The sequence below is a fragment of the Streptomyces sp. NPDC048288 genome (assembly GCF_043201555.1).
Classification (GTDB): domain Bacteria; phylum Actinomycetota; class Actinomycetes; order Streptomycetales; family Streptomycetaceae; genus Streptomyces.
In genome coordinates this window covers 609,602-625,937 of record NZ_JBICZD010000004.1, presented here as the reverse complement: position 1 = coordinate 625,937, position 16,336 = coordinate 609,602, and the positions used below count along the sequence as shown (strand labels likewise).

Below are 16,336 nucleotides of genomic sequence, written 5' to 3'. Positions count from 1 at the left end.
TGAGGGAGGCGATGCCAAGGTGAAATCACCGGTCATGGGTTCCGACGTCGTCCACGACATCGTCGGGATAGGTTTCGGCCCGTCAAATCTCGCTCTGTCCATAGCGGTTGAAGAACACAACGCGGGTCTCGCGGCAGACCGTCGGATCGACGCCCTGTTCCTGGAACGCCAGCCACGGTTCGGCTGGCACCGGGGCATGCTGATCGACGACGCCACGATGCAGGTCTCCTTCCTCAAGGACCTCGTCACACTGCGCAACCCGACCAGCGACTTCAGCTTCCTGTGCTTCCTGCGCGAACAGGGCAGACTGATCGACTTCCTGAACCAGAAGACGCTCTTCCCGCTGCGGATGGAGTTCCACGAGTACTTCGCGTGGGCGGCGGCGCGGGTCGCGCACCTGGTGGCGTACGACAGCCAGGTGATCGCGGTGGATCCGGTGCGCGACGAGGACGGCCAGGTCGTCTTCTTCGACGTCACCTGCCGGGACACCGCGCGCCCCGGGGCGGCCGTGACCCACCGGGCGCGCAACATCAGTGTGGCGATGGGCCTCGAACCGCATGTGCCGCCCGGCCTCGACCTGGCCGAACGGATCTGGCACAACAGCGAGTTGATCCCCCGGTCCGAGCAACTGGCCCGGACCGGCGACCCGGTGCGGCGGGTGGTGGTGCTGGGCGCCGGACAGAGCGCCGCCGAGACGGTGGACTACCTGCACCGCACGTTCCCGGAGGCGGAGGTCTGCTCGGTCTTCGCCAAGTACGGGTTCACGCCCGCCGACGACAGCCCGTTCGCCAACCGGATCTTCGATCCCGAGGCGGTCGACGTCTACTTCTCGGCGCCGTCCGAGGTGAAGCAGTCCCTGCTCGACTACCACCGCTCCACCAACTACTCGGTGGTCGACATGGATCTGATCGAGGCGCTGTACGCCACCTCCTACCGGGAGAAGGTGGCCGGCCGGGAGCGGCTGCGCTTCCTCAACGTCTCCCGGGTCCGCGAGGTCGCCCCCGGCGCGGACGGCGGCCTCGACGTCACCGTGGAGTTCCTGCCGACCGGCGAGCAACAGGCGCTCCCCGCCGACGTGCTGGTGCTCGCCACCGGCTATCGCCCCCGGGACCTGGCCGCGCTGATGGGCGACGCGGCCAAGCTCTGCCTCAAGGACGACGGGGACGAGATCCGGGTGGGCCGGGACCACCGTGTGGAGACGGCGCCGGAGGTCAGCGCCGGCATCTACCTCCAGGGCGGCACCGAGCACACCCACGGCCTCACCAGCACGCTGCTGTCCACCGTGGCGGTCCGGGCGGAGGAGATCCACCGCTCGGTGCTGGCCGACCGGTTGACGGTGGCCTGACCGGCCCCCGCACTCCCGTGGCCCGGACGGTACGGTCCCGTCCGGGCCACGGGGTTTCCCATGGCCCGGCGCGCCGGTCCCGAACACCGGACGGTGTCGGGAGCGGCGTCGCGGCGCGGTCTCAGTACGGGCCGTGGGTCCAGCGGCCGTCCGTCATCGTGGCGTGCACCGGCATGGTGCGCAGGGTGTCCGGGTCCGCCGCCAGCGGGTCGGTGTCCACGACCACCAGGTCCGCGGGGTCGCCGACGCGGACGAGCCGGCGCCCGCGGGCCGCTGCGGCCAGCGCGTCCCGCACCGGCAGGCACTGTTCGGGGTGCCAGGCCGGGCGGCCGTCGTCGGTGCGGCCGACGGCGGAGGCGACGGCGAGCCAGGGGTCCAGCGGGGAGACGGGGGCGTCCGACCCGAACTCCAGCCGGGCCCCGGCGGCCAGCAGGTCGGCGTAGGCGAAGGCGCGTCCGGTGCGGCCGGCCCAGTACCGGTCCGCGACATCGCGGTCGTCCGTCGCGTGCCGGGGCTGGACGCCCGCCGTGACGCCCAACTCCGCGAAGCGCGGCAGGTCTTCGGGGCTGAGCAGCTGCGCGTGCTCGATCCGGCCGCGGCAGCGCACGGCCTCGAAGGCGTCCAGGGCCACGGTGTTGGCGTGGTCGCCGATGGCGTGCACCGCGGGTTCGATGCCCTCGGCGGCGGCCCGGCGCATGAGCCGCACCAGTTCGTGCGGCGGCGTCTGCTCCAGGCCGTGGGCGCCGTCCGTGCCCTCCAGCCCCGGGTACGGGTCACGGCACAGCGCGGTGCGGGTGTTGAGCGAGCCGTCGGTGAAGAGCTTCAGCGGGCCCACCCGCACCGGTCCGCCCCCACGGGGGCCGATCCCGGACCCGGTGCGCAGTCCGCGCGCGATCGCCGCGTCCAGGTGGTCCGGGTAGACGGCGGCCGCCACCCGGACGGCCGGCGGGGCCACGGCCGAACGCCGTTCCCAGGCGGTCACGGTGTCGCCGAACTGGAAGTCGATGACTCCGGTGACCCCGCGCGCGGCGGCGGCCCGGCAGGCGTCGGCTACCCAGCCGTCCACCTCCTCGGCCGGCGCCTCGGGAAGGGCCGAGAGGACCTCGTGCCCCTCGCGTTCCCGGACCAGTCCGGTCGGGTGGTCGCCGCGGCCGGCCAGGGCGAGACCGGCGGAGTTCAGCCACACGGCGTGCAGATCGGCGCTGACCAGGGCCACCGGCCGGTCGGGCAGCACCGCGTCGAGCAGCCGCTTGTGCGGGGCGTCGGCCCAGAGCCCGTCCCGGAAGCCATAGCCGAACAGCACGGTCGCACCGGACGCCCCGCACCCCTGCTCCCGCACCCGGTCGGCCGCCTCCCGCGCGGAGGCGGTTCCGGCCAGGTCGAGCCGACGGCGCGCACTGGCCCACTCGGCGAGATGGACATGGGCGTCCCACAGTCCGGGCAGCAGCACCCGCCCCGCCAGATCGAGGACCCGCTCGCCCGCGACCGGTACGGCCCGCACCCCGGCCTCGTGCTCCGGTACGACATGGGTGACCCTGCCGTCCGCCACCCGCACCGCGACGAGCGGTCCGCCCGCCCCCAGCCGGACCCGGGCGAGCGTCACCGTCCTGTGCGATGCGTCCGCGAAATCCGTCATCGTGTCTCCGCCCCTCGACATCCCACAGCAGAAGTGAACTTAGGCTTACCTTAGTCACTTCCTGGCGCCGGGGCTTCCGGAGGATGCCGAACGGCGGACGCGGGACGGCCCTGGCGTGCGGCCGTCCCGCGTCCGGACCGGTCGGGCGGGACCGTCAGCCGTCGATGCGGTGGGTGGTCCAGAACGACGTCAGGTCCGTGCTGGTGGCCGCCTGGGCCGCCGCCTTGAACTCGGCGGTGGTCGAGACGCCGTACCAGTGCGAAGTGGCGTAGCTCTTCAGGAGGCTGGTCATCGCGGTGTCGCCGATGAGGCGGCGCAGGTCGTGCAGGGCGCACTTGCCGTAGCCGTAGACGACGGTGGAGTAGCGGGAGGAGTGCGCGTCCCAGTACGCCATCGAGTTGGTGATCTTCTCGTCGGACGAGGCCCAGGAGACGCTGCTCCAGCAGCTGGTCCCGGTCTTGCCCAGGGCCAGATCGGTGGCGTAGTCGGTGAACGCCTCGTCCAGCCAGGGGCTGTTGTACTCGTCGTCGCCGACGATGCCGTACCACCACTGGTGGCCGATCTCATGGGTGAGCGCGGTGGTGCTGACCAGGTCGAGGACGAAGCCCGGGTACTCCATGCCGCCGAACCAGAAGTTGTTGTCGATGACCGCGTCCAACTCGCCGTAGGGGTAGGCCCCGAAGCGGCCGGCGTGGGCGTCGACGGCCGTCTTGGCCGTGCTGAGCATGGACTGGGCGCTGGAGGAGCTGATGCCCGAGACGGAGTAGATGTTGATCGGCACTCCGCCGGTCGAGGTGCCGGAGATCTTGGTGAACGGCCCGGCCGCCCAGGCGAAGTCACGGACCTTGGTGGCCGTGGCGGTGGTGACGGTACGGCCGCTGGTGCCGGGGGTGTCGGTGGAGGTGCCCGTCGCCGGGACCAGCAGGGTGCTGGGGTGGTCCAGGGTCACCTTGAAGTCGGCGGCCAGGGAGTAGAAGGACTCGCCGTTGTTGGTGTACGGGTCCAGGTGCCAGCCGGAGCCGTCCCGGACCGCGAGCACGGGCAGGGCGTTGCCGATCATGCTGAAGGCGCCGTCGTAGCCGAACCGGTCGGCGCCGCTGGGGACGGTGATGCCCAGGTCGAAACCGATCGTGGTGCTCTGGCCCTGCGCGAGCGGTGTCGGCAGGTCGACCTTGAGGGCGGTGCAGGCGACGGACAGCGCGCCGGCCGTGCCGCCGGTGACGTTGGTGACCGTGATCGGCGGGGCCGAGCAGGTGCCGTGGTAGTTGTCCCACAGCCTGAGGTAGACCTCGCTGAGCGCGGTGGCGGAGGCGTTGGTGAAGCTCACGCTCTCGTGTCCGGTCCAGCCGGTGCCGGTGGAGTTGCTGGTCAGGCTGACGGTGTACGACGGCGCGGCCGGGGTGCGGGTGGTGTCGCCCGGGGTGGTGGCTGCCGAGGTGTCCAGGGCGAGGTCGTCGAGGACGAAGCTGCTCTGGAGGCTGGAGTCCTCGGTGCCGGTGAAGGCCACGGTCACCGTCTGCCCCGCGAACGCCGAGACGTCGAAGGACTTCTGGACGTAGCCGGTGTTCTTGTCGAGGTTGGACCAGGTCGCCAGCGTGGTGCTGCCGATCTTCGCCGTGAGCTTGTCGTACGCCGTCGAGCTCGTCGTCTCGGCGGTGTCGATGTGCAGCCAGAAGGTGAGGGTGGCCGAGCACCCGGAGGGGATGGTCACGCTCTGGGAGAGCGTGTCGGTGTGGGTACCGCCGGTGCCGTCCAGCCAGGCGAAGCTGGAACCGCCGTGGGCGGACTGGCCGGAGCGGTTGGTGATCACGCTGGTCGAGGACTGGGTCCAGGGTGAAGTGCCGCTCTCGAAGCCGCCGTTGGTGATCAGCTGGCTCGGCGTACAGGCCGCGGCGGCGGCCGGTTCGGCCGCCGCCGACGCCGAGGTGCCGGGCAGCAGGGCTGCGGCGAGTGCCGCGACGGCCAACGCGCTGGTGACGAAGGCCCTGTGGGGGGTCGATCTCACACGAAACTCCTTTGCGGAGGCCGGGATCCCGGCCTGCTCGGTGGCCGCCGGTCCGGCTGGGGTGCGCCGGTGGCGGCCTCACGCATGACGAAGTGGTGCGAGTCGGAAGCCTGACAGATTTGACCAGGCCATGTCACTAAGGGGTTACCCTCGCGTCAGGCGTGGTCCGCGCAGCACGGGGTGGGGTTGGGGACCTCGAAGGGGGCCAGCAGGCCGCCCGCCGCCGGGACCAGGGTGAGCGTGAGGACACCGGCGCGCCACTCCGGGCGTACGTGGTCCTGGGTCATCACCTCGGTGGCGGGCGGGAGTTCGGCGGCCGGGGCACCCATCACGACCAGGCGTTCGATGGCCGTGCGGTCGAGCAGGTCCGCCGCGGTGACCGTGCCGGTCAGGTGCCGCACGCCGGGGTAGACCACGGCGCGGCCGGAGTCCGGGGGCGCGGCGGCCGCCAGCCGGGCGCCGTTCACCGCGGCGGCCGGGCCGTGGGTACGGTCGGCGAGGGCGAGCCCGGCGCCCTCCGGCAGGGTCGTCACCAGTTCCTGCCACACCGCGTCGGCGTCCGTGTCGGCGACGGCCAGCGACACGGTCGTGCCCCGGCGTTCGTCCGTGCGATGGAGGTGGGTGCAGGCGAACACGTCCGCCGTGGGCGCCAGTCGGCCGAGCAGCCCGTGGATCAGGTGGTCGGCCTCGCGCAGGGTCGCCGTACCGGCGTCCACCCCGATGACGGGGCGGACGCCGGACGGGTCGTACGGGGAGGTCATGCGGGCAGGACCCACATCGGGTTGGAGTAGAACCAGAGGTCCTTCCACGGGTCGGCGTCGGCGAGGACGTCGATGGCCGGGCCCGCCGGGTCCACGGCCGCGCCGTTGACGCCGACCGCCGAGCGGTTGCCGTCGGTGCCGCGCAGCCGGACGTAGACCGGCTTGTCGAGGCGGCCGAGGGAGTAGGTCAGCCGGACCGAGCCGGTCGACTTGTTCACGTCGAAGGACTTCACGACCTTGGTGGCGGGCGTGGCGAACGTGTCCTGGTCGGCGACCGCGCCGGTGACATCGCCCTGGATGACGTCGACGCGGGCCAGCGACGGCACGAACTGCGCCCAGTTGGGGCCGTTGGCGAGGCTGATCTCGATGACCAGGTCGACCTGGCTGCCCTTCTTCACGTGCAGCACGTCACCGAGGGTCACCGCGCGCGAGCCGGAGCGCAGCTGCGCGTTGAGGCCGCTGATCAGGCCGCCGTGGTCCACCCAGACACGGCCGGCGCGGATGCCGTCCATGACCGCCTTGTACGAGAAGGAGGCGGAGCCGACGTGGGTACGGGAGTACTGGCCGGGCCAGAAGTCGGTGTCGGTGAGGCTGATCGTGCCGCCGTACACCGGGTCGTTGTAGCGGCCGTTGGCGTTGAAGTCGCTGTTCGGGCCGCGCACCGCGGTGTCCGCGTACACGTTGTGGGAGTCGGAGTTGGCGGTGATCCACCAGGGCTTGCCCTCGGCGAGCAGGCTGTCCCACAGGCCTCCGACGGTGGCGGTCATCCAGTCGAAGCCGCCCCAGGTGCGGTAGCTCTCCAGCGGGTAGCCGGCGAAGGAGTCGGCGCTCGGGCTGTTGTCGTAGATACCGCGGGCCCCGCCGGGGCCGTTCGGCTTGGGCAGGCCGCCCGCCTGGTGGCCGGGGGCGCCCTCGAAGCCGACGGCGATCGACGGCTGGGCGTCGCGCCAGGCGCGGATCTCGTGCGGGGAGTCGATGCCCTTGCGCGCCGGGTGGTTGGCGAGGAACAGGGCGTCCTTGACCTTGCGGCGCTGGACCTGCTCGGCGAGGAAGTTGAGGCCGGAGATGGCCAGCGCCTCGTTGGCCGGGGTACTGGCGGAGGCGCCCTTCACCGAGCCGTCGAAGGAGGTCTCGAACTCCTTGAGGACGGCGACCTCGTTCTTGCCCGGGTGGACGAAGACGGTGCCGTGCTCGGCGGCCGGGATGTTCCACTCCAGGCCCTGGAAGACCAGCGTGTCGTCGATCTGGTCACGGGCCGCGACGATGTCCGGGTTGACCTTCTCGACGCCGATCTTGGCGTGCGTCTCGCTGCCGTGATCGGTGATGACCATCCAGTCCAGGCCGTGCGCGTTGGCCTGCCGGACGTGGTCGATGACCCGGTACTTGGCGTCGGAGCTGTGCTGGGTGTGGATGTGGTGGTCACCGGCCAGCCACAGGTAGCCGGCCGAACGGCCGTCCTGGGAGTGGGAGGAGGAGACCGAGGCGGCGGCCTGGCCCGCGCCGGCGAGGACGCTGCCGGCGGCGAGACCGGCGCCGAGCAGGCCGGTGCGGCGCAGCATCGAGCGGCGGGAGAGCTGACCGGGCGTCAGCTCCGCGTCGGGGACCGAAAGGTCGAGGGCGGGCGGCAGCGACGAGGCGTCGGCGTCCGTGTGGTGGTGATGGTGACCGTGTCCGTGGTCGTGGCTGTGACCGTGACTCATGCTCGGAACTCCCGTGGGCGGCCGGTACGGGGGGTGGTGACTCAGGACGTGCAGAGTCTGCGAAGGTCGCGTGAACAACGGAAGTCGAGGTCATGGTGGGGTAAAGAACGACTCATGTGCAGCGCGCTACGCACTTGTACCGGTGGGGAGTTGGCCAAACAGCCGTAAAGACGGCAATACCCGGGCCGGCTCACGGGGAGCCGGCCCGGGCATCAGGGCCCGGTCGGTCAGACCAGGTCGAAGCGGTCCGCGTCGGCGACCTTCGCCCAGGCGGCGGCGAAGTCCTTCACGAACTTCTCCTTGGCGTCGTCGCTGGCGTAGACCTCGGCCAGCGCGCGCAGCTCGGAGTTGGAGCCGAAGACCAGGTCGGCACGGGTGCCGGTCCACTTGACCGCACCGGAGGCGTCACGGCCCTCGAAGGTGTCCTGGTCCTCGGAGGTCGACTTCCACTCCGTGCCCATGTCGAGCAGGTTGACGAAGAAGTCGTTGGTCAGCACGCCCGGGGTCTCGGTGAGGACACCGTGCTTGGAGCCGGCGTGGTTGGCGCCGAGCACGCGCAGACCGCCGACCAGGACGGTCAGCTCGGGGGCGCTGAGGCCGAGCAGGTTGGCACGGTCCAGCAGCAGGTACTCGGCGCGCAGGCGGTTGCCCTTGCCGAGGTAGTTGCGGAAGCCGTCCGCGGTGGGCTCCAGGGCCGCGAAGGACTCGGCGTCCGTGTGCTCCTCGGTCGCGTCGACGCGGCCCGGGGTGAACGGCACCTCGACGTCGACCCCGCCGTCCTTGGCGGCCTTCTCCACCGCCGCGGCACCGCCGAGGACGATCAGGTCGGCCAGGGAGACCTTCTTGGCGCCGGAGTTGAACTCCTGCTGGACACCCTCCAGGACCCGCAGGACCTGGGCGAGCTCGTCCGGGTTGTTGACCTCCCAGCCGCGCTGCGGCTCCAGGCGGATGCGGGCGCCGTTGGCACCGCCGCGCTTGTCGCTGCCGCGGAACGTCGAGGCCGACGCCCACGCGGTGGAGACGAGCTGGGAGACCGTGAGGCCGGAGCCGAGGAGCTTGGCCTTCAGGGCCGCCACGTCGGCGGCGTCGATGGCCTCGCCCTCGGCCTGCGGCAGCGGGTCCTGCCAGATCAGCGTCTCCGCCGGGACCTCCGGGCCGAGGTACAGGGACTTCGGGCCCATGTCACGGTGGGTCAGCTTGAACCAGGCGCGGGCGAAGGCGTCCGCGAACTGCTCGGGGTTCTCGTGGAAGCGGCGCGAGATCGGCTCGTAGATCGGGTCGAAGCGCAGCGAGAGGTCGGTGGTGAGCATCGTCGGGAGCTTCTTCTTCGACGCGTCGTGCGCGTCGGGGATGATCGCCTCGGCGTCCTTGGCCACCCACTGGTTGGCGCCGGCGGGGCTCTGGGTCAGCTCCCACTCGTAGCCGAAGAGGATGCTGAAGAAGTCGTTGCTCCACTGGGTCGGCTTGGTGGTCCAGGTGACCTCAAGACCGCTGGTGATCGCGTCGCCGGCCTTGCCGGAGCCGTAGGTGCTCTTCCAGCCGAGGCCCTGCTGCTCCAGCGGGGCGCCCTCGGGCTCCACGCCGACGTTCTCCGCCGGGCCCGCGCCGTGGGTCTTGCCGAAGGTGTGGCCACCGGCGATGAGGGCGACGGTCTCCTCGTCGTTCATCGCCATCCGGCGGAAGGTCTCGCGGATGTCGCGGGCCGCGGCGATCGGGTCCGGGTTGCCGTTGGGGCCCTCGGGGTTGACGTAGATGAGGCCCATCTGGACCGCGCCGAGCGGGTTCTCCAGCTCGCGGTCGCCGGTGTAGCGCTGGTCGTCCAGCCACACCTTCTCGGGACCCCAGTAGACGTCCTCGTCGGCCTCCCAGACGTCGGGACGGCCGCCGCCGAAGCCGAAGGTGGTGAAGCCCATCTGCTCCAGGGCCACGTTGCCGGTGAGGATCATCAGGTCGGCCCAGGAGATGGACTGGCCGTACTTCTTCTTGACCGGCCACAGCAGACGGCGCGCCTTGTCCAGGTTGCCGTTGTCCGGCCAGCTGTTGAGCGGGGCGAAGCGCTGCTGGCCGGCGCCGGCGCCACCGCGGCCGTCGGAGATGCGGTAGGTGCCCGCGCTGTGCCAGGCCATCCGGATCATCAGCGGACCGTAGTTGCCGAAGTCGGCCGGCCACCAGTCCTGCGAGGAGGTGAGCACCTCGGCGATGTCCTGTTTCACGGCCGCGAGGTCGAGGGCCTGGAACGCCTCGGCGTAGTCGAAGCCCTCGTCGAGGGGGTTCGCGACCGGCTGGTTCTTGGCAAGGATCTTCAGGTTGAGCCCCTCGGGCCACCACTGGCGGTTACCGCCGCCCTGGGTGGGGTGCGCGGCGCGGTCGTGCGCGACCGGGCACTTGCCCGCGGCGTTGTCCTGGGCCTCAGACATGGGGGAAATCCTTCCGGAGGGGGCGGATCGACGTACTAAGGAACTGCGTATTCAGGAAAACGTATTCAGGAACTGCTGGCGGTGGAGCAGGCGGGGCACAGGCCCCAGTAGATGACCTCGGCCTCGTCGATCACGAAGCCGTGGGCGTCCGAGGCGGTCAGGCAAGGCACCTCGCCGACCGCGCAGTCGACGTCGACGACGGCACCGCACGACCGGCAGAGCAGGTGGTGGTGGTTGTCGCCGACACGTCCTTCGAACCGGGCCGGGCTGCCGGCCGGCTCGATCCGGCGTATGAGTCCCGCCGTGGTGAGCGCGTACAGCGCGTCGTACACGGCTTGAAGCGATATGTGGCCCACGCGCTCGCGGACACCCGAGGCGATCGCCTCGACGTCGAGATGGTCGCCGTGGCGGACGGTCTCCAGCAGCGCGACGCGGGCGGCCGTCACCCGCAGGCCGGCACCGCGCAGCTCTTCGGCGGTCGTCGGGGTCTGGGATGCGGTCATGGAGCCAACCTATCCTCATAAACACGAGTGATTCAAGAAAACAAACCACTCAAGTCTGGTGGCGAGCCGGCGAACGCCTTCCCCGCCGCCGCAGGGCCGATCGACTTTGCCATCTCTTTACAACCCGCCGGGGCGCCGGGTCGTCTCTCCGCTCGATCCGTTCCTCAGCCCGCCCCGACCAGGCGGGCCGACGAAAGAGAGCGTCTTCATGCGCCGAACTGTCCTGAGCGCCACCGCGCTGGCCTGCACCGCCGTGCTGGGCGGCACCGTGCCCGCGTTCGCCGACGGCACCACCCCGAGCCCGGTCGCCAGCGTCGCGCCGTCCTCCGCTCCCTCCGATGCACCGTCCGCCGTGCCGTCCACCGCGCCCACCCTGGCGGCGACCCCGGCCCCGGCCCGGGACTCGGGCCAGGTCGCGGCGGTGCCGAGGGGCGCCGCCGACACCGGGGTGACCGAGTCGTCCTCCGGTTCCGGCTCCGAGAACGCGCTGATCGGCGGGGGCGCGGCGGTCACGCTGGCCGCGGGCGCGGTGGTGTTCGCCGTCCGTCGCCGCCGGGCGACCGGGGCATGACCCCGCTCTCCAGGCGCGCCTTCGTCACCGCCGCGACGGCCTCGCTGCTGGCGGGCTGTGCGGGGCAGGCTTCGCACCGGGCGACCACGACCGCCGTCCACCAGGACCAGGGGCGGACGCCCACGCCGTCCGCCACGCCCGGCGCGCCCCGCGCGCTCGGCCGGTCCGTGCCGGTCCGGCTGCGCGTCCCGGCGATCGGGGTCGACACCCCGTTGCTGCGGCTGGGGCTCGCGGCCGACGGCACGGTGCAGGTACCGCCGGTCACCGCGCACGACCGGGCGGGCTGGTACCGCCACTCCCCCGCTCCGGGGCAGGTCGGCCCGTCGGTGATCCTCGGCCATGTCACGGTCGGCGCCTACGGGGACGGCGTCTTCCGCCGGCTCGCCGAGGTGCGCCGGGGCGACGAGGTCGTGGCGCGTCTGGAGAACGGCAGGTCGGCGGTGTTCACCGTCGGCGAGGTGCGGACGGTGGCCAAGTCCGCGTTCCCGACCCAGGACGTGTACGGGGACGTGGACCGCCCGGAGCTGCGGCTGATCACCTGCGGCGGCCCGCGCAGCGGGCACGGCTACCTCGACAACGTGATCGTCTTCGCCACGCTGACGGGCACCGGCTGACCCACCGGGACGCGGGCCCGGCGCAACGCACGCCGCCGGGCCCGCATCTTCCCCCACGAACCCGGAACCCACGGGCCCCCGATTTCCCCCACGACCCTGGAGAACGTTGAAACGGTCCCGAGACAAGGCGGCCTCCGAGCTGTTCGCCGCCCTGTATCCGCGCCTGGCCGGCTGGTGCCGCCGTCTGGTCGACGACGACGAGACGGCCCACGAGATCGCCTCGGAGGCGTTCACCCGGCTGTGGGCCCGGTGGACGAAGGTGGAGGAGCCGCGCGGCTTCCTCTACGTCACCGCGGCCAATCTCGTCCGGGACCACTGGCGCAAGCTGGAGCGCGAGCGCCGGGCGGTGCGCCAGGTCGGCTCGGAGGCCGCGACCCGCCCGCACGCCGAGCCGGCGGATCCCTCGGTACGACTGCTGGTGCAGTCCCTGCCGGAACGACTGCGGGTCCCGATCCTGCTGCACTACTACGCTGACATGCCGATCCGGGAGGTGTCCGCGCTGACCGGGCGCAAGGAAGGAACCGTCAAGGCCGATCTGCACGCGGCCCGCGAACTGCTCCGCGTCCATCTGAGGAGAAGCCTTGACCACACGCTTTGACGACGAGCCGGACTTCGACGCCCCCGACGACCCGCTCGCCGTCCTCCTCCGGCCGCCCGCCGCCCACCTCGGTCCGCCGCAGGGCCGCTACGAGGAGATCCGGCGCGCCGCGGGCCGCCGCCGGCTGGTCCGCACGGCGGCCGGTGCCGGGGCGACCTGTGCGGTCGCCGCCTTCGTCGCGCTGTCCCTGCATCTGACGGCGCCCGCGGCAGCGCCGTCCCCGCGGGTACCGCTCGCGCCCCCGGCGGTCAGCCCCACGGCCCCGTCCCCGTCCCGTCCCCCGGCGTCGCCGGCTCCCGACACCCTCGCCCCGAGCCCGAGCCCGAGCGTCGCGCCCGCGCGGAGCCGCAGCGCGCAGGCTCCCACCCGTGGTGCCTCCACGACCCCGTCGGCGGCGCGGGACTTGCCGTCGGACGGCCTGCCGAGCGCCGTCGCCACGGAGTCCCGCCCGTAGCGGCGTCAACACGGCGCCGGGTACCGCCATCCCTTCGTGTCATCCCGTGCCGTCGTCCGGTGCGCCGCCCGCGGTCCGCAGGACCGGGCCGGGGCCGCGCACCAGGGGGTTTCGCCGCGCGGCGGGGGCCGCGGTCCGGGTCGGCCGTCCGGGTAGGGTCGCACCCGCCCATCCGGCCACTGCGGCCCGTATGGCCGAGGCCGTCCCTCGGCGTTGGTGTGATGTTTCGTACGTGGCCGGAATGAAAGGTGTGGAACGGGCAACGCTCCGTTTCATGCTCCACGCGCGAACCCTCCGGCAGGTGACTCGATGACGACGGCGACCAAGGCCCCTCCGACCGCTCCGGCCGCCGCGCCACCCTCCCGTACCCGGGCGTCCGCCCCGGCCCCCTCGCTGCCGTCGCTCACCGGGCTCAGATGGATGGCCGCGGTGCTGGTCTTCGGACTGCATGTGCACAATTTCCGGTACTTCGGCGGCACCGGCGGCCGCTTCGTGTCCTGGGGGTTCGAGGCCGGTGCCTCGGGGGTGTCGTTCTTCTTCGTGCTCTCCGGGTTCGTGCTGATGTGGTCGGCGCGGCCGGGCGACCGGGCGTCGCGTTTCTGGTGGCGGCGGGTGGCCCGGGTCTATCCGGTGCACCTGGTCACCATGGCCGTCGCGCTGGTCATGGCGTTCACGCTGCCCCGCCAGCCGCGGCCGACCCTGCCGCAGGGCCTGGCCGACGTGTTCCTGGTGCACTCCTGGTGGCGGCCGTGGTGGCAGACCCTGGACCCGGTCAGCTGGTCGCTGGCCTGCGAGGCCTTCTTCTACGCCGCGTTCCCGCTGCTGGCGCTGGTGCTGCGCCGGCTGGAGGCGCGGGGCGCCACCGTGCTGGCCGCGCTGTCGGTGCTGGCGGTGCTGGCCCTGGCCTGGACGGACGCGCACCACTGGTGGGACCAGCCGATCAGCTCCTTCCCGGCCGCCCGGCTGCCCGAGTTCGCGCTGGGCGCGGCCACCGCGCGGCTGGTGCTGCTCGGCCGATGGCGCGGCCCCGGCCTGGAGGCCTCGCTGGCGCTGGCGGTCATCGGCTACTTCCTGGTCCCGCAGATGACCGACGAGTACGCGGCCACCGCCTGCACCATCACCGGCTTCGCCCTCCTCATCCCGGCGGCGGCCGTCGCGGACCTGCGCGGTCTGCCCTCGCTGTGGCGGCGCCGGTGGCTGGTACGGCTCGGTGAGCTCTCGTTCGCCTTCTACATGATCCACCTGCTGGTGCTGCGGGCGGGCACCCATCTGCTCGGTACCCGCCCGCGTTTCCCCCTGCTCACCGGCGCTGCCGTCACCGCCGCCGCGTTCACCGTGGCGCTGGGCCTGTCCTGGCTCCTGTACGAGGGTGTGGAGCGGCCCGCGCGACGGCTGCTGCTACGGCGTCCGGCACGGCAGTGCCCCGAAGGGGCGCGGGGAACTGCGCGACCAGCCACGACGGCGCCGCAGTGACCGACGGCATGTCGCGGCACTTTCCGTGGCGCTCTCAGCCGGGTCCGGCCTGGCCGGCTACGGGAACTGGACCACCTTCGACGGGACCGTGCTGGTCCCCGAGGTCGGCGATCCGGTGGTGTTGACGACGTGGGCGTACTGGCCCATGCCGCCCAGCGAGATCACCAGCAGGTCGTGCATCTTGATGCCCGAACCGGTCGGTACCTGGAAGCCGTTGGACTGCACGATCGTCGGGTCGGCCGTGTAGTTGCAGTAGCTGCCCAGGCCCCACGCCTCGTGCGTGCCCACGGTGTCGGCGACCTTGTAGGCCGCGTAGCCGACGACGCCGTCATGGGTGATGGCGGCGGCGTTCGGGGCGTCGTACGCCTTCTCGTTCTGGAAGAAGATCGTGCGGCCGCGTTCGCCGTTCCAGTAGACGTCGTACTTGTTGAAGTGCTCGACGAACAGGCCGGTGGCCAGGACGTCGTTGCCGTTGACCCGCAGGCCGTAGTCGGCTCTGTTGGCCGTCCAGCCGACTCCGCTGCCGTGGTCGGCGCGCCAGAGCCAGGTGTGGTCGATGAGCACGTTGTTGCTGTTGACCACGACCGAGTTGGTGGCGAGGCCGGGTCCGGCGCCGCCGACGCGCACGAACACGTCCTGCAGGGACGTGGGGTTGGCGGAGTGGTCGGCGGTGGAGCCCGGGTCGCCGATCCGCAGCAGGGTGTCGGAGTTGACCGGGCCCGCGTCGATGAGGAACCCGGCGAGCTTCACGCCGTCGACGTCGGCGACGTGCATCGCGTCGACGCCGTTGTCCGGGACCAGGGTGGCCAGGCCCAGGCCGAGGACCACGGTGTTGGCGCGGGTGACGTCGATGGTCTGGTCGAGGTGGTAGACGCCCGGGGTGAACAGGAGGTTGAGGCCCTGGGCGAGGGCCTGGTTGATGGTGGCGGCGGTGGCGCCGGCCTTGACGACGTAGAACTGGTCCAGCGGGAGGGAGGTGCCCGCGTTCGCCGGCCAGGAGACGCCCCGCGCGCCCGTGCGCTTGGCGGGGACGAACACCTTGTAGGTGCTGCCGTCCAGGTAGAGGAAGGGCTTCTCCCGCGAGACCGGGGTGGTGTCCAGCGTGGTGTACGGGCCGCTGTCGAAGTTGGTGGCGGGCGCGCCCTCGACCCCGGAGAAGGTCATGTTCCAGACGCCGTTGGTCCAGCCGCCGACCGAGCTGTCCCGGGTGTACCACTGCTGCTGGGAGTACGGGCCGACCGTGCCGTCGATCTTCGAGTCGGCGATGTACCCGCCGGAGGCCCAGCCGTAGCCGTTCGGGGCCAGGTTGAGGCCGCCCTTGACGTGGATACGACGGAAGGGGGCCGCCTGAGCCACGGCCCAGCGGTCCGTCCCGTTGGAGGGGGTGATGGCGAGGTTCTCCGCCGAACGCCAGAAGTTCTGCGTGGCGTTCCCGTTGAACCAGCCCGCGTCGACCGTGACATCGCCGTTGATCTGCGTGTCGTCGGGGTTGAGGCCGAGGCCGGAGATCGAGGTGTAGAAGCCGATCTGGGCGTTGATGCCGTTGTAGGTGCCCGGCTTGAGCAGGAACTGGTAGCGGCCGGTACCGAACTGGGCCGACTCCTGCTGGGCGAAGACGGAGTCGAACTTCGCCTGGAGGTCGGGCGTGGACGGGTCGACGACGATCACGTTCGGGCCGAGGTCGCCGCCGCCCTGGACCGGGGGCGTGCCGGTGGTGGTTCCGTAGACCTGGAACTCCCAGAGCGAGTAGCCCCACTGGGTGGCGCGGTGCACGCCCAGCATCCGGACGTAGCGGCCCTGCCCGGAGACGGTGAGGGTGTCGGTGCCCCCGTCGCCGCCGGTCACGGACCGCAGGTCGGTCCAGTTGCTGCCGTCGGCGGAGATCTGGACCTTGTAGTCCTTGCCGTAGGCGGTCTCCCAGTCGAGGACCACCTGGCTGACCGTGGCGGTGGCGCCGAGGTCGACCTGGAGCCACTGGTCGTCGGAGAAGGCCGACGACCAGCGGGTTCCGGTGTCGCCGTCCACCGCGTTGCCCGCGGCGGTCCCGGCGTTCTCGACGGAGGAGGCGGTGGCCGTCCGGCCCTGGGACAGCGGCGCGTCGGCGGCGTGGGCGGCCGGCGCGTGCGCGGTGGGAAGGGCGAGCAGCGCCGCCATGGCGGCGAGCACTGCGCCCAAGGATCTCAGTCGTCTCATCAGCGGCTCCCTGAGGTGGACGTGGCGGTGCGGGCAACGACCGCACCCCACGGCTTAGTTCAGGTT

13 protein-coding genes are annotated in these 16,336 nt (G+C 71.9%); 6 read left to right on the top strand and 7 right to left on the bottom strand.

Features of this window, described 5'->3' with window-relative positions; translation table 11 throughout:
• Nucleotides 1-34: 34 nt before the first annotated feature.
• On the top strand, nucleotides 35-1,345 hold the full coding sequence (locus ACGFZS_RS18220) for a lysine N(6)-hydroxylase/L-ornithine N(5)-oxygenase family protein (protein WP_393795912.1): 1,311 nt from the start codon (nucleotides 35-37) through the stop codon (nucleotides 1,343-1,345).
• 121 nt (nucleotides 1,346-1,466) lie between these two features.
• Here the strand turns inward: ACGFZS_RS18220 and ACGFZS_RS18215 are convergent, their stop codons facing one another.
• The 6 genes from ACGFZS_RS18215 to ACGFZS_RS18190 form a co-directional block, all read right to left on the bottom strand.
• Nucleotides 1,467-2,981, bottom strand: a complete 1,515-nt coding sequence (locus ACGFZS_RS18215; RefSeq protein ID WP_393795911.1) for an amidohydrolase — start codon at nucleotides 2,979-2,981, stop codon at nucleotides 1,467-1,469.
• 154 nt (nucleotides 2,982-3,135) lie between these two features.
• The gene (locus ACGFZS_RS18210; protein ID WP_393795910.1) at nucleotides 3,136-4,986 is read right to left on the bottom strand and encodes a M1 family aminopeptidase; all 1,851 of its coding nucleotides are present in this window, start codon (nucleotides 4,984-4,986) and stop codon (nucleotides 3,136-3,138) included.
• Between the two features lie 155 nt (nucleotides 4,987-5,141).
• Nucleotides 5,142-5,747, bottom strand: a complete 606-nt coding sequence (locus tag ACGFZS_RS18205; RefSeq protein WP_393795909.1) for a hypothetical protein — start codon at nucleotides 5,745-5,747, stop codon at nucleotides 5,142-5,144.
• On the bottom strand, nucleotides 5,744-7,447 hold the full coding sequence (locus tag ACGFZS_RS18200) for a PHP domain-containing protein (RefSeq protein ID WP_393795908.1): 1,704 nt from the start codon (nucleotides 7,445-7,447) through the stop codon (nucleotides 5,744-5,746). The genes ACGFZS_RS18205 and ACGFZS_RS18200 overlap by 4 nt, the downstream gene beginning before the upstream one ends.
• Before the next feature lie 227 nt (nucleotides 7,448-7,674).
• The gene (katG, locus tag ACGFZS_RS18195; protein ID WP_393659139.1) at nucleotides 7,675-9,864 is read right to left on the bottom strand and encodes a catalase/peroxidase HPI; all 2,190 of its coding nucleotides are present in this window, start codon (nucleotides 9,862-9,864) and stop codon (nucleotides 7,675-7,677) included.
• 65 nt (nucleotides 9,865-9,929) lie between these two features.
• Nucleotides 9,930-10,367, bottom strand: a complete 438-nt coding sequence (locus ACGFZS_RS18190) for a Fur family transcriptional regulator (protein ID WP_355715427.1) — start codon at nucleotides 10,365-10,367, stop codon at nucleotides 9,930-9,932.
• A gap of 208 nt (nucleotides 10,368-10,575) precedes the next feature.
• On the opposite strand from ACGFZS_RS18190, the gene ACGFZS_RS18185 reads away from it, so the two are divergent.
• The 5 genes from ACGFZS_RS18185 (at nucleotide 10,576) to ACGFZS_RS18165 (ending at nucleotide 14,077) form a co-directional block, all read left to right on the top strand.
• The gene (locus ACGFZS_RS18185; protein WP_393795907.1) at nucleotides 10,576-10,938 is read left to right on the top strand and encodes a sortase-dependent protein; all 363 of its coding nucleotides are present in this window, start codon (nucleotides 10,576-10,578) and stop codon (nucleotides 10,936-10,938) included.
• The gene (locus tag ACGFZS_RS18180; protein ID WP_393795906.1) at nucleotides 10,935-11,552 is read left to right on the top strand and encodes a class F sortase; all 618 of its coding nucleotides are present in this window, start codon (nucleotides 10,935-10,937) and stop codon (nucleotides 11,550-11,552) included. The genes ACGFZS_RS18185 and ACGFZS_RS18180 overlap by 4 nt, the downstream gene beginning before the upstream one ends.
• A 106-nt stretch (nucleotides 11,553-11,658) precedes the next feature.
• Nucleotides 11,659-12,150 (top strand): RNA polymerase sigma factor, encoded by a 492-nt coding sequence (locus tag ACGFZS_RS18175; RefSeq protein ID WP_355715419.1) that lies wholly within the window; start codon nucleotides 11,659-11,661, stop codon nucleotides 12,148-12,150.
• Nucleotides 12,134-12,604: a hypothetical protein gene (locus ACGFZS_RS18170; protein ID WP_393795905.1), complete on the top strand. Its 471-nt coding sequence runs from the start codon at nucleotides 12,134-12,136 to the stop codon at nucleotides 12,602-12,604. Before ACGFZS_RS18175 ends, ACGFZS_RS18170 begins: the two co-directional genes overlap by 17 nt.
• Before the next feature lie 309 nt (nucleotides 12,605-12,913).
• On the top strand, nucleotides 12,914-14,077 hold the full coding sequence (locus ACGFZS_RS18165) for an acyltransferase family protein (protein WP_393795904.1): 1,164 nt from the start codon (nucleotides 12,914-12,916) through the stop codon (nucleotides 14,075-14,077).
• 57 nt (nucleotides 14,078-14,134) lie between these two features.
• Here the strand turns inward: ACGFZS_RS18165 and ACGFZS_RS18160 are convergent, their stop codons facing one another.
• Nucleotides 14,135-16,270 carry a discoidin domain-containing protein gene (locus ACGFZS_RS18160; RefSeq protein ID WP_393795903.1) on the bottom strand — a complete coding sequence of 712 codons (2,136 nt, stop codon included), beginning with the start codon at nucleotides 16,268-16,270 and terminating at the stop codon, nucleotides 14,135-14,137.
• Between the last annotated feature and the right edge of the window lie 66 nt (nucleotides 16,271-16,336).